This window comes from Wolbachia endosymbiont of Laodelphax striatellus (assembly GCF_007115015.1).
GTDB lineage: Bacteria > Pseudomonadota > Alphaproteobacteria > Rickettsiales > Anaplasmataceae > Wolbachia.
In genome coordinates, this window is sequence record NZ_MUIX01000001.1 from 1,400,745 (window position 1) to 1,413,327 (window position 12,583).

The window sequence follows — 12,583 nt, forward strand, 5'->3', positions numbered from 1 at the left end:
GTTACGTTTAATTTAACATATTTCAGTGGGGAATTTATTGTAGGTAGAAAGGAAGCTTTAAAAATATTAGGTTTTCAATCAAGCGATGCGCCCAGTGAACAAGAAATTAAATCAGCGTATAGAAAATTAGCCTTGAAATATCATCCTGATAAACATTCAGGTAAAAATGAGGTTGTGAAGAAACAAAATGAAGAAAAATTTAAGCAGCTAGGTTCTGCATATGAATTTCTTACTAAGGAAAGCATAGAAGAGGTTACAAATCTAACTGACGAAAATTTAAATGAAATTAATTCGCCTGGAGATTTGAGGTTTTACTTAAGTAGGGCTCTATATAATCAGGATATAAAGTTTCTTGAAAAGCTTTTTTCCAAATTCAAAAGCAGTAAAGATGGAAGATTTGGTGATTACATCAATGAAAAACTTATTTATATTTACTTTCCATTATCTATTGCTTTAATGCAAGCTAAAGATTCAAGAAATTATAGTATTTTGAAACTTCTTTTAGAAAATGGTGCTGATCCTAATATAAAGCTATTACATAATGAAGCTTCGTTATACTATTGTAGGGTTATCGATGACAGCAGAATTGTAGAGTTATTGTTACAATATGGTGCTGATCCTAATATGTTAGATAAAAATGGTAAAAATCCGTTGTTTAAAGCGTTTTTGTGTGATGATGATCATACTATGGAAATACTTTTGAAATATGGTGCTAATCCTAATATGTTAGATAAAAATGGTCGAGTTCCATTATATCAAGCAATCAATTGTGACAACGATAAACGCGAAAAATATGTAGAGTTGCTTCTAAAGTATGGTGCTGATCCTAATCAGAAGGTTAATGGCTCCAGAGTTATAGAGTGTGCTCCATATTTCACTAATAATGGTGTAATGAATTTGATTAAAACGCTTACTCTGCCATACGGTAACAATGATAAAGTTAAAAGGTTGATGGCTGAGTACGGTGGAGTTGATAGACGTTATCTACGTGATCAAACGATACTGACTTGTTGTTGCTTAATAGTCGCTTCTGCTACTTTTTTTAGTATAGCTTCTCCTGTGCGCTATGTACCGACAGCAATATTTGCACTTGCTGCATGTTTTTTTATTAAAAATGCTGTACATGCTGCATTTTTTGCAAAAGAACCTTCTACTGAGTTTACCGAAGCTAGAGCTTGTCCAGAGATTAGTAAAAGAGGCTATAATATCTAAAGTTTTAGTACTGGGTAAAGACGAGAAAAAAGCACCCAGCAGACCTAAGTCAAAGGGAATGGACAGGAATAGAAAGCTACTTCAGAGTATCATACAGGAAAGGAGGAAGGTCGTCAAAGTATAGCAAAAGAGAAATATTAGAAGCAATTTTCTATGTATTGTGTACAGGTGTAAATGGCGGTATTTACTATATGATCAGTCAAGTGCTTGTATAGTAATCTGTACAGACTACAGAAAAAGGGGAATCAAAGGCTATGTAAAAAAGTAAAGGGTAGAAAAAGGCATATAATTACAGATACTCAGGGTTTTATACTAGATTGTTACGTAGGCGCTGATAACGAAAATGATAAAGGTGGTATTAAATAATATAAGAAAAAAAGATACTAAAGTTAAAAAATTTTGATGGGATACCAAGGAGAACATTTAAAAAATCATATATATGCTTGAATTTATCAATTCCCGGACAAGTTCTAATCATTAATGTTATACACGTTCTTTTCTTTTTCTATTCTCTCTTGTTCTTCAATACAATACATAGCAAGCGGATTAGCTTTAAGTCTTTCGACTCCTATTTCTTCTCCCGTTCCATCGCAGTAACCATAAATGCCTAATTTTATTTTTTCCAACGCCTCCTTAATTTTTTCTTTTCTATCTTTTCGGCGCTTAATTAATTCTCCATTTTCACTATCAGAATAAATACTACTATCTTCTAGATCTTGTTTCTCCAGTTCAGAGAGTATTGATTGTAACTTTAAGCTAAAGTATTCCAGTTGTTTTACGTTCATATATTCTTCATTTTCTGAAGGAACGTAATCTTCCGGTAACTTTATTTTTATTAATTTTTCCATAGCATTATCAATAAAATATATTAAAACTTATATAACTTATAAACAAAAAAAATTATACTACCCTCAAAGTAAACACTATAATTTATAATAAACATTTAAAATCCTGGTATGATTAGTTCGGTAAAAAAATTAGTAATAAATGATAATAATCTTACTTATATAGTATGTATTTTTATTATAATGTTAAGTTTATCTTCATATACACTTGAAAACAACAGTAAACAAGAAGTAATATTAACATTAACATGGATATGTGCTACATTTGTTTTGCAGATCTCTACAAATAATTTATTTACATCTGATTATCATGATGGAATATTAGAGCAAATCTTTGTACAGCCACTCTCTTCTAGGCTAATAGTTGCTTATAAAATCTTCGCTCACTGGTTGTTATTTGGGTTACCGATTTCAGTGATTTCTTTCATGTTCAGCTTTGCAATTCTAGGCAATAATATTGAACATTCAATAGCAGTTGGAGTGTCTTTATTATTTAATACGCTGATAATCATTAATATTTCAGCTACTGGAAATGCATTGATGATTGGTCGAAATAACTTAGCATCAGGAGTGTCGCAAATTCTTGTTTTGCCAATGATAATGCCAACTTTTGTATATTTCAAATTGCTAACTCAATTTGAAAATTTATCCTTGAATATTTATACACTACTAATCACCATCTTAATTTTTGTCATTTTAATTGTTAATAGCACTATAACTACTCACATAGCATTAAAATTTGCTGTGGAGCAGGATTGAAAAAACTTACTAGTTATTTACTTGTATCTGCTTAGTTAAGGGTGTTAACTTAAGTAGAGATGGAGACATTAGACTTCTTGCATGAATTACAGCGTGTGAAACCATTATTGGATTTCAGACTGGCTGGTTATGCAAGAAATCTAATATCTATCGAAGAGTCAGAAACTTTTATAACTTACCTTTAATCAACCTAACCCATGCGTGCCAATCTCTCTCACCAAGATTGCTTTCGAAAGACAGAAGATCCTTTACGGCTTTTGAGCAAATTTCTTCACTTGGAATTGACAACCCCCTATTCATTGCTAGCGTCAGGCATTGAGTTTTACAAGCTTGTTCTAAGTGATACGTATAAAACATTGCTTCTTGTATAGTCTGACCACATGTTATAGATCCATGATTGCGCATTAACATCACAAAATTTTCTTTCAAATCAGCTATTAATCTTTTTCCTTCCGTATCATCAAGTGCCAGGGAATTATAATCATGGTAAGATACCTTATTATAAAAGTGCAGCGCCCACTGACTTATTGGGATTAATCCATCCTTGAGAGAAGAAACTGCTACAATAGAAGGTGTATGTAGATGAAAAATTGCTTGAATATCTTTCCTTGCTTGATAAATGAAGCCATGGATTACATAGCCAGTTTTATTATATTGATATTCTTTGCCTTCAATTATATTCCCATCAAACGATACTTTCATCAATGAACTTTCATCTACTTCATCAAAACGTATACCAAACGGATAAACATAAAATGACTTTTTATCTTCAGAACGTACAGAGAGATGAGTATACGTATGATCATCTAATTTAAGATAAGATAAAATCTGATAGGCGTTAACTAGGTCTCTTTTCAACTCACTATTTGTTAATAACATAGCTTTTGACTAAAATTTTCTAAAGATTTATACGTGAAAAAAAGTTTATTACAAACTAAAAGGTGAACCTACGTTAAAATACTAAGCACTTTTACTTGCCTTAGGTGATTAGAGTTTACATTTCTAGATTACATAGTATTTTAACTATAAAAACGACTTTTTATGTAATATTTCATATGTTTTAAAGCCTCGTTTTTATGTTATTATAAGTGTAGGTTTTAATATTAAAAACAATATGGTAAACATTGACATAAAAAAACAGCTAACAAAATTTTTCATATATATCACTGGTTTTCCAGGAAGTGGTAAACTTTCTACAGCAATAGTATTATCTAGTATGATAAATGCAGTAATTGTAAGTGGACTTGAATATAATCAAACTTCCAAAGAAGCTCGAGATAGAATATATAACACTACACATGTTATGTTTCAGGCAATAGAAGCCTATCCTATTGACTCAAAAAATTATATATTTGTTGATGAATTAATTAAAAATAATGATTACAACATAAGAATATATAACTCAGTAGTAGAACTTAGTAAAAAAATGGGCACAAAAATCCTCCCTATAGTACTTAGGTGCAATCCATTGATATTACAAGAGCGTACTATATCAAAAAAGCAAAGAAAAAATAGGAAGGTTACTAATATAAATAGTATTAAATTTAGGGAGGAAGATTTATTTGTACCACAAAATGCTATAGAGGTAGAAAATTCAAATATGAGTATAAAAGAAGTAGCAGAAGAAATAGTAAGTCAGATGTACAAACTTGGCCAAATTAATAGTGTTTACGCAATAGGCAACGATTTCATATACTGAGGCTCATTTAAATATAGAGCCTCAACTCCATTTAATTTTTGTTTATTTTTTAGTCTATAACGGACTAATAGCCCTGCATGGCTAGCATCCAACTTTGGTAAACTGCAATCCATATATGTAATGCAGTCCGTTTCAGGCTGGAGTTCACTTACTACAGCAGGATTTGATAGCGGTAACAAATTGAAATCAAATAACTGCGTATAAAACTTTTGATCATCTTCGATTATAGCTTTAATATTTTTTTTGCTATTTGCACAAAGTAGCGATATTGCATATGCTTGAGCTTCCAGCGCACTAACCCCATATAACGGCTTATTTGTAGCAAGATTTATACCTTGTGCAGTTGATATACCAACTCTGATTCCAGTAAAACTTCCTGGTCCAACTATCACTGCTAAATGGTCTATTTTATCGTAGCTGTAATTATGCTTATCAAACAAAGTATTCAGTATTTGAAAAAATGATTCTGCATGACTATTGTTTGCAGAATTGCGTTCTACAAAACAATTACCATCGTAATCAATTACTGCTATTGAACTACCAGCACCTACAGTATTAATTGCTAGAATGGACATCACTTAAGCTTATCATAGAGCTTTGTAAACATTATAGTAAAAGCACCGTTACCCATAACATTTGCTGAAGTTATTATTGGGTCAAACACTATATACAATGCCGTAATTAATGAAAGCATCTCTGGAGAGAATTTAAGATACTTCTCAAGAACAGGCAACATTACCATAATCCCTCCCGCTGGAACTGCAACAATAGCAAATTTAAATAACAGAAAGTAGAGAAGGAAAGTCACATAGTCTGTTGCAGACAATCCACCACCAAAAGTCATTATCATTGATAATATTATAATAAAAAAGCAATCACCTACTAAATGAAAGCTAGCAGTTATTGGCACAACAGACGATGCTATATCAGGCTGCTTTACATTTTTTTTGCTTCCTTCAATAGTAAGAGGCATAGCTGCATTACTAGACATTGTGCTCATTGCAGTAATAAATGCAGGTATCATATTGCCTATACTAGCTATCCAGCTTGTGATCTTGAATGAATTTGCTGCTCCATATAAGAGAAAAACATAAAGGTAGGTTACAGATGCTATAATAATAAAAATTATTGAGTAATTCATAAATATTGTAGATAGAACCTGGTCATGCTGCATTTTAAAAGCAAATCCAAGTACAAACATTGGAATAACTGGTGTCAAGAATGTCTTCAAAACAAACAAAATTAAATCTGATATTTTGTGAGAAAGTTCTTTACTTTTTTCAGGCAGTAAAGCAGACATTATTAAGCTGGACAAAAACCCATAAGCAAGAGCACGAAAGTTGGAAAGCAGTATCGGTAGCTCAATCGACCATAAAGGGAAAATTGTTTCTTTATGCTGTGTTACATTCTGTATTGAATAAGTGCTTTGTAAGATAAAATGCCCAACAGAATAGGCTATTAAACTTGAAGTAAGGTTCGATAAGAAAATTGTTACAATAAGTAGTAATATAAACTTTATAGCTGATTGCTTAAGATTATTAACGCTGCTAAATATTAATGCAAAAACAATAAAAGGCATTATAAATAACAAAACCTCTTTGATGCTCAAGCTTACTGAGTACAGGAAGGTTTTCATTTCTATTGGGACTAAATGACCAAAAAATGCAACTGAAATGATAACAGTAAATAAAGTTAACAATTGTAGCATATTATATAGCGATGTTTTATTATGTATATAGTAAGTAAGTTGTTAAGTAAAGCAAAGCCACCTAAAATATTTGCATTATCTTCTAATATTCGAATGAGATTTCAAATTACAACGTTTCCACAAAGTATATAATTAACATCCACACCTTTGGTTAAGTTCCATTCACGCCTTATTACGTTGTACTCCATACCAGCCATATCTTGTAGTGCTACATTGTTCTCTCTTAGATGATTTGCAATTTCTGATGGCTTGGGAAATTTATTCCAATTATGTGTGCCTTTTGGCAGCCAATTTAATATGTACTCTGCGCCGACTATTGCAAGACAGAAGGATTTAATAGTTCTATTTATTGTCGATATAAAAATTAGCCCTTCTGGTTTCAACAGTTCTATTGCTTTTTTCATGAAAAACTCTAAATTATCCACATGTTCAACTACTTCCATCAACAAAACCACATCGTACTTCTTGTCATTGCTTAGCTCTTCAATGCTAGTGTGTGTGTATTCTATATTTAACCCTACTTTCTTTGCATGTGACTGTGCCACTTTTATGTTTTCCTCACATACATCTATTCCCGCAACGCTAATACCAATACGCGCCATTGACTCCGACAAAATGCCACCACCGCAACCAACATCAAGCAATGATAGTTCTTTTAAATCGCATTTTTTTAACTCTTTTATTTTCTCAACAATATATGATACTCTAACAGGATTCATCATGTGCAATGGCTTAAATTTGCCATTTTCATTCCACCACTCTCCTGCCATTTTAGTGAATTTTGATACTTCATCTTCATTATAAGTCTGTGTTTTTTTTTTCTTATTAATATTGCTGAGTTTATCAAGGCGTTTTTTATGTCTACTCTCTTTCGAAAATTCTGTCTCGAAGAATTGCTTGACTATGTCTTTCGCTAATCCACTTGCAGTAAATTCCGCACCAAGACAAAGTATATTCGCGTTGCCATGTTCGCGAGCTAATTTTGCAATCTCAACACTATTACATAAAGCAGCGTAGATTCCTTCAAAACGATTTGCCACAGTACTCATGCCCAAACCTGTACCGCAGATTAATATCCCATAATTTGCTTTTTTATTTGTTATATCTTCTACAACTTCAGCAGCATAGTCAGGGTAGTCTACACTCTTTTGCTCAGCAGTGCAGCCACGGTCTATCACTGTATAACCTAAAGTTTCTAGATAAGGCTTTATTTCTGATTTTAATTCATAACCTGCATGGTCTGAAGCAATTGATATTATATCTGACATGCGAAAAATTGCAACTTAAGGATATTTATATGGGTAATTTATTTTGAGCTTTCTGTCAAGCTCTCCTGATCTTTCTGAATAAATTTCGAGTCAGGTATGCATAAATTCTATATAATTTTTATCCTATCACTACTAATTCGGTAAAATGGATCATATAGATATTATAAAGTCAAAATTATTGTTGTCCGACATAGTAGGTAAAAAAGTCAGGCTAATAAAAAGAGGAGATAGTTTTGTTGGACTCTGCCCATTTCATAACGAAAAAACTCCATCTTTTTCGGTCAGCAATATTAAGGGCTTATATTACTGTTTCGGTTGTTCAGCTCATGGTGATGCGTTTGAATTTATTTCACAAACTGAGGGCTTAAGTTTTAAGGAAGCGCTGGAAAGGCTGGCATCGGTTGCAGGTGTTGAGTTACCCAAAAACCTCAGCTTTGCTAAAGAAAACGACAAACTGTTTTCAACATTGAATTTAGCTGCAAATTGGTTTACACAAAAAAATCAGGGCATTGTAGATTATTTAAAGCAGCGTAAGATATCACCCAAAATTATAGATAAATTTAGAATAGGTTATGCACCAAGCTCTGGTTTGAGAGAATACTTGAACTCTTCCGGTATTGAAGACAAAGTTTTGGTTAATGTTGGGTTGATAAATAAAAATTTTCGTGATTATTTCTATGATCGACTCATGTTTCCTATACAGAACATTGCAGGAAAAGTTATTGGCTTTGGTGGACGTGCGCTGAGTCCTGATCAACAACCAAAATATTTAAATAGCCCAGAGAGTCAGCTCTTTAAGAAAAGAGAAAATTTATATGGAATAAACTTTGCTTTGAGCGAAATACGCAAAAAACAACACATATTTGTTGTTGAAGGATATATGGATGTGATAGCACTACATCAAGCTGGAATTAGCAATACAGTTGCTCCGCTTGGTACCGCAATTTCTGCAGAGCAGATAAAAAATCTTTGGAAATTTGCTAAAGAAATTTCCATCTGTATGGATGGCGATAGTGCAGGACGTCATGCCGCTATTCGAATTGCAGAACTTGTTCTGCCGATACTGGAGCCTGGATACACATTGAAATTCGTGACTTTGCCAAACAATAAGGATCCATACGATATATGCAATAAGCTAGAATATAAGACAGAAGACGTACTCTCTGCTTTTAACCACTCAACAGAACTGCACTCTGAATATTTATGGAATCACATAATCGATAGCAATTTGCAAAATTATGACAAATTTGCTCCGGAAAAATATTCAATTCTTGAGCACAAATTCATGGAATATGTAAACGCTATCAGCAACAGCAGTATTAGAAGGTATTATAGAGATTATTTTTACAATAAAGCTAACGAACTGAGAAGTAGCTTTAAAAAGCAAATTTTTAAAAGTAGACTCAGAGAAACAAAAGAGGAGTATCTCTATAACAAATCTCCAGAATTAATTGAAACAGAGCAAAATCAAGCTATAACCCTGCGTATAGTAATAGAGTTTCCTGAGCTTTTAAACCATCCTATATTTTTTGAGCAATTTTCTCATTTTGAATTTACTAATACAGAAATGAAAAGATTACAACAGCGTATAATTGATGTAACAAATAGTCGAAGCGAACTCAGTAAAAAAGTTTTATTACAAGAATTAGAACAACTTAATGTTATAAAGTTTATACTTGAAAAAACTAATGTACTGAGCAGCCAATTAAACGAGAGAAAATCTGCAGAGATTGTATGGAATAACATAGTCTTGCTAAAAGAATTAAATGTATTACAAGATGAAAAAATCAAAGCAAGGTTGAGCGGTAATTTAGATTTAGAGGAAAAATTGATAGAACAAATAAAACAAATAGAAAGTAGTATACAAGAAATGCAAATGGAGTTTATTCAAAAGTAGATGGCTTAAGATGTTCAAAATTATTAGAAAAACACTGTATTGGTAGTTGCTTAAAATAGCTTGTTCTAGTATATTTTCAATTTATTTAATTACGACAAGTGTTTGCATTTCTTCCTCTCATTATTTTTTTAACCTTATATCTTGGTAGTGGTATTTATTTTTCTTTTTTTGGGTTTGACAATCCTCTTCATCAAATTTCACCGTTAGTTTGCTTATTACCAGCATTATTTTTTGCTATTCTATTCAATAAAAACAAAATTCAGCATAGCGTTGATACTCTTATAAAAGGTATGGGGAATAAAACTACTCTTACCGTGTGTTTGATTTTTCTCCTTGCTGGGGCATTTTCTACTGTTACTCAATCGCTTGGTAGTATAAATGTGATTGCTAGCTTAACTATTTGCTTTCTTCCAGCACAATTATTACTTCCTGGAATGTTTGTGGTTTCTGCGTTTATTGCAAGTGCAATAGGCACATCAATCGGAGTTATTGCACTTATAACACCAATAGCTGTGAATCTAGCACAAAATGGAGCTTTTGATTGTGCAGTGGGTGTTGGAGCTGTGATAGGTGGGTCTATGTTTGGCAGCAACCTTTCAATGATATCTGACACTACTATTGCTGCTACTTCTTCACAAGGAGCTTCAGTAAAGGATAAACTAAAACTAACCCTAAAGACAGGATCTGTTACAGGTCTTATAATACTTACTTATCTAGTAATGATTTCAAATAGCACAGAAGTTGTTTCTCTCTCAAGTCTGGATTATTTATCCATAGTCAAAATTATCCCTTATATATCTTTAATAATTATGGGTTTATTTGAAATAAACACACTGGTAACATTAGCTGTTAATATGGTTGTTGCTGGAATATTAGGAATAGCTTTTTTTGATTATTCGATTATTGATTATTCTCATGACATATGTAGGGGGTTCAATAAGATGAATGAGGTAATGATATTTATTCTTTTCAGTAGTGGATTAAGCCACTTAATGTACGAATACAGTCAGAAAAAGATAGATAAATTCACTGATGAGGTGAATCTCACAAGAAGTCAAGCTGAACTTATGATTGCAGGAATATCATCTATGTTTACTATTTTGGTTTCCAGCAATATTGTTGCTATTTTATTAACTAGTAATATTGCGAAAAGACTTGCACAAAGATATAACATTGCACCACACCGTAGTGCGTATTTATTAGAAATATTTACTGCGATCACAAAAAGTATCTTACCTTATGGTTCTCAAATATTGCTAGCAAGCAGCATTGCCTCTCTTTCACCTATTGCTGTACTAACAAAAGTATATTATTGTTTTGTTTTTGCAGCAGTTGCAATAAGTGAAATAGTTATTAATGGCAGACGTCATGTGGTTGTAGCTCCTCAATTACCATAAACAACTCTTTCTGTAGCTTTGTGCAAGTTATGCTAACTGATTATGCTGTAAAGTTGAGACATATTCATATATAAATTAATCTGTTATTGGAATAATTCTAAACCTTCATTTTCACAACTCATTTTTCTACAAATTTTCACTCAATTTGTTAATAAATTGACAATTATTACAATATTTGCTAAAATGTTTATATGTCAGTACCGTGCTTTCATAAAGATGTGGTATTAGTGGTATAATCAAAAATGTATAAAATAGTGGAGAAACAAATGCCTGATTATTATGAAATATTAGGAGTAAAAAGAGATGCTACTCACGATGAGATAAAAAAAGCATATCACAAATTGGCACTTAAGCTTCATCCAGATAAATTGCATAAGGAAGCGCAAGAGTTAGATAGGTTAGAGAAAAAAAAGAAGGACGGAGAGCTACTATCACAGTCGGAAGAAGGTCAAATGGCTGAGCTTAAAGAGAAATTGGGAAAATTCAAGCAAATATCAGTAGCATACGAAATTTTATCTGATCAAACAAACAAAGCTCAGTACGATAGGGGAGAGGATGTTAGTCAACAAGCTTATAAGAGGGAGTCGTCATGGGAAAAAGAAATGAGAAAGTTTTGTGAAAAAGCAGATGAAATAAAAAAAGGAATACATAAGTTAAACAAAACGAAACTTAAATACATTGCAGAAGTGAATCGAATAGAAAGTTTTTACGGTATACGTAATATACTTTTTGATAAACATAGAGAATTAAAAGAAGAATTAAAAAAAGAGCAAAAAGAAAAAGTAGACAAGATCATTGAACTAAACAGCGAGGTAGGCAAAGATGAATCGATTGAAAAATTAACCGAAAGTGTAACAAAACTAAAAAACGACAAGGGTAACTATATATTCACTATTATGAACTTGTTGGAAAAGATCAAATCAGGTGAACTTGAAGAGTGCTCTTCTATAATAAGGAAAGTTGAAATTGCTGATGATAACATTACATCTCTAGTGCAAATTGCTATTGCGTACGATCGTGTGGAAATTTTCAAGCTCTTTGAAGGAAGGATAGAAATATCACCAAATGACATCTTAAACTATGCTTATAAATACCAATCTGAAAAGTTTTTGGATTATTTTTTTAATAAGTACTTAGATAGATTAGATATCAACTATAAAGATGAAGAAGGAAATACAGCTTTACATCATACATTAAAATGGTTGGATTTGAATGAATCGAAATACCAAGGTTTTGTCGAGTCACTTCTTAGTAAAGGCGCAAAGCTTAATACTAAAAATCACGAAGATAAAACTCCATTTGATCTCTTGGTTAATTATGCTAAACAATTTTCTTCTAAGGAAGAAGCAATAGAAAGATTGAATAATGTTTTGGTGGTGCTCGGTTGTTGTAAAGCCGATGAACTGAAAAAACTAGAAGGTACTCCTGCGTTAAATAAACTGGTAGAATTTGCTGCCAAGTATCGTTTCGAAGGAATTTTCGACCTCTTGGCCAAAAATAACATACAGATTTCAAATTTAAGTGATGAAGACGGTAACACAGCTTTACATTATGCCTTAAAAGAGGTTAGTTATAACGATTATGAATATGAAAGTTTTGCTAGATTCCTTCTGAGTAAAGGTGCAAGGCTTGATGTTAAAAATAGAAAAGATAAAACTCCATTTGATCTCTTAGTTGATTATGTTAATGAGTGTTCTGAGTACGATAATGCTTTTGTGCGACGTGAAAGTCGTCTATTGAACTGTTTAGCTCTGACTAAACCGAGTGTTTTGCCACTCGTACCCTACTAAACTGTATA

The 12,583-nt window shown here is 32.3% G+C and carries 11 protein-coding genes and 1 pseudogene; 7 read left to right on the forward strand and 5 right to left on the reverse strand.

Features of this window, described 5'->3' with window-relative positions:
• The first annotated feature begins 36 nt into the window (after positions 1 to 36).
• Both BVG17_RS06825 and BVG17_RS06830 read left to right on the forward strand, forming a co-directional pair.
• On the forward strand, positions 37 to 1,212 hold the full coding sequence (locus BVG17_RS06825) for an ankyrin repeat domain-containing protein (RefSeq protein ID WP_405054865.1): 1,176 nt from the start codon (positions 37 to 39) through the stop codon (positions 1,210 to 1,212).
• 68 nt (positions 1,213 to 1,280) lie between these two features.
• Positions 1,281 to 1,647 (forward strand): annotated as a pseudogene (locus BVG17_RS06830) (transposase family protein); the annotation flags it as partial.
• Between the two features lie 35 nt (positions 1,648 to 1,682).
• Here BVG17_RS06830 and BVG17_RS06835 read toward each other — a convergent pair.
• Complete coding sequence (locus BVG17_RS06835; protein ID WP_007302671.1) at positions 1,683 to 2,060, reverse strand: TraR/DksA family transcriptional regulator; 378 nt, start codon at positions 2,058 to 2,060, stop codon at positions 1,683 to 1,685.
• A gap of 108 nt (positions 2,061 to 2,168) precedes the next feature.
• Here BVG17_RS06835 and BVG17_RS06840 point away from each other — a divergent pair, with 108 nt between their 5' ends.
• Complete coding sequence (locus BVG17_RS06840; protein WP_015588462.1) at positions 2,169 to 2,816, forward strand: heme exporter protein CcmB; 648 nt, start codon at positions 2,169 to 2,171, stop codon at positions 2,814 to 2,816.
• Between the two features lie 168 nt (positions 2,817 to 2,984).
• On the opposite strand, the gene BVG17_RS06845 is transcribed toward BVG17_RS06840, so the two are convergent.
• The gene (locus BVG17_RS06845) at positions 2,985 to 3,695 is read right to left on the reverse strand and encodes a class II aldolase/adducin family protein (protein ID WP_063631132.1); all 711 of its coding nucleotides are present in this window, start codon (positions 3,693 to 3,695) and stop codon (positions 2,985 to 2,987) included.
• Between the two features lie 235 nt (positions 3,696 to 3,930).
• On the opposite strand from BVG17_RS06845, the gene BVG17_RS06850 reads away from it, so the two are divergent.
• Positions 3,931 to 4,515: an adenylate kinase family protein gene (locus BVG17_RS06850; RefSeq protein WP_172793471.1), complete on the forward strand. Its 585-nt coding sequence runs from the start codon at positions 3,931 to 3,933 to the stop codon at positions 4,513 to 4,515.
• On the opposite strand, the gene tsaB is transcribed toward BVG17_RS06850, so the two are convergent.
• From tsaB to ubiG, 3 genes are all read right to left on the reverse strand, one after another.
• Positions 4,485 to 5,090, reverse strand: a complete 606-nt coding sequence (tsaB, locus tag BVG17_RS06855) for a tRNA (adenosine(37)-N6)-threonylcarbamoyltransferase complex dimerization subunit type 1 TsaB (RefSeq protein WP_063631133.1) — start codon at positions 5,088 to 5,090, stop codon at positions 4,485 to 4,487. The genes BVG17_RS06850 and tsaB overlap by 31 nt on opposite strands.
• On the reverse strand, positions 5,090 to 6,223 hold the full coding sequence (locus tag BVG17_RS06860; protein ID WP_063631134.1) for a cation:dicarboxylate symporter family transporter: 1,134 nt from the start codon (positions 6,221 to 6,223) through the stop codon (positions 5,090 to 5,092). Before BVG17_RS06860 ends, tsaB begins: the two co-directional genes overlap by 1 nt.
• Positions 6,224 to 6,324: 101 nt before the next feature.
• Positions 6,325 to 7,491 carry a bifunctional 2-polyprenyl-6-hydroxyphenol methylase/3-demethylubiquinol 3-O-methyltransferase UbiG gene (gene ubiG / locus BVG17_RS06865; RefSeq protein ID WP_063631135.1) on the reverse strand — a complete coding sequence of 389 codons (1,167 nt, stop codon included), beginning with the start codon at positions 7,489 to 7,491 and terminating at the stop codon, positions 6,325 to 6,327.
• Between the two features lie 145 nt (positions 7,492 to 7,636).
• Here ubiG and dnaG point away from each other — a divergent pair, with 145 nt between their 5' ends.
• From dnaG to BVG17_RS10255, 3 genes are all read left to right on the forward strand, one after another.
• Positions 7,637 to 9,388 (forward strand): DNA primase, encoded by a 1,752-nt coding sequence (dnaG, locus tag BVG17_RS06870; protein ID WP_063631136.1) that lies wholly within the window; start codon positions 7,637 to 7,639, stop codon positions 9,386 to 9,388.
• Between the two features lie 98 nt (positions 9,389 to 9,486).
• Positions 9,487 to 10,785 carry a Na+/H+ antiporter NhaC family protein gene (locus BVG17_RS06875; protein ID WP_063631137.1) on the forward strand — a complete coding sequence of 433 codons (1,299 nt, stop codon included), beginning with the start codon at positions 9,487 to 9,489 and terminating at the stop codon, positions 10,783 to 10,785.
• Between the two features lie 266 nt (positions 10,786 to 11,051).
• Positions 11,052 to 12,575, forward strand: a complete 1,524-nt coding sequence (locus tag BVG17_RS10255; RefSeq protein WP_084241010.1) for a DnaJ domain-containing protein — start codon at positions 11,052 to 11,054, stop codon at positions 12,573 to 12,575.
• The last annotated feature ends 8 nt before the right edge of the window (positions 12,576 to 12,583 follow it).

Coding starts and splice junctions, on each gene's coding strand:
- BVG17_RS06860 (WP_063631134.1), bottom strand. CDS start 6,223: ATGCTACAATTGTTAACTTTATTTACTGTTATCATTTCAGTTGCATTT.
- BVG17_RS06840 (WP_015588462.1), top strand. CDS start 2,169: ATGATTAGTTCGGTAAAAAAATTAGTAATAAATGATAATAATCTTACT.
- BVG17_RS06835 (WP_007302671.1), bottom strand. CDS start 2,060: ATGGAAAAATTAATAAAAATAAAGTTACCGGAAGATTACGTTCCTTCA.
- BVG17_RS10255 (WP_084241010.1), top strand. CDS start 11,052: ATGCCTGATTATTATGAAATATTAGGAGTAAAAAGAGATGCTACTCAC.
- BVG17_RS06850 (WP_172793471.1), top strand. CDS start 3,931: ATGGTAAACATTGACATAAAAAAACAGCTAACAAAATTTTTCATATAT.
- BVG17_RS06845 (WP_063631132.1), bottom strand. CDS start 3,695: ATGTTATTAACAAATAGTGAGTTGAAAAGAGACCTAGTTAACGCCTAT.
- ubiG (WP_063631135.1), bottom strand. CDS start 7,491: ATGTCAGATATAATATCAATTGCTTCAGACCATGCAGGTTATGAATTA.
- tsaB (WP_063631133.1), bottom strand. CDS start 5,090: ATGTCCATTCTAGCAATTAATACTGTAGGTGCTGGTAGTTCAATAGCA.
- dnaG (WP_063631136.1), top strand. CDS start 7,637: ATGGATCATATAGATATTATAAAGTCAAAATTATTGTTGTCCGACATA.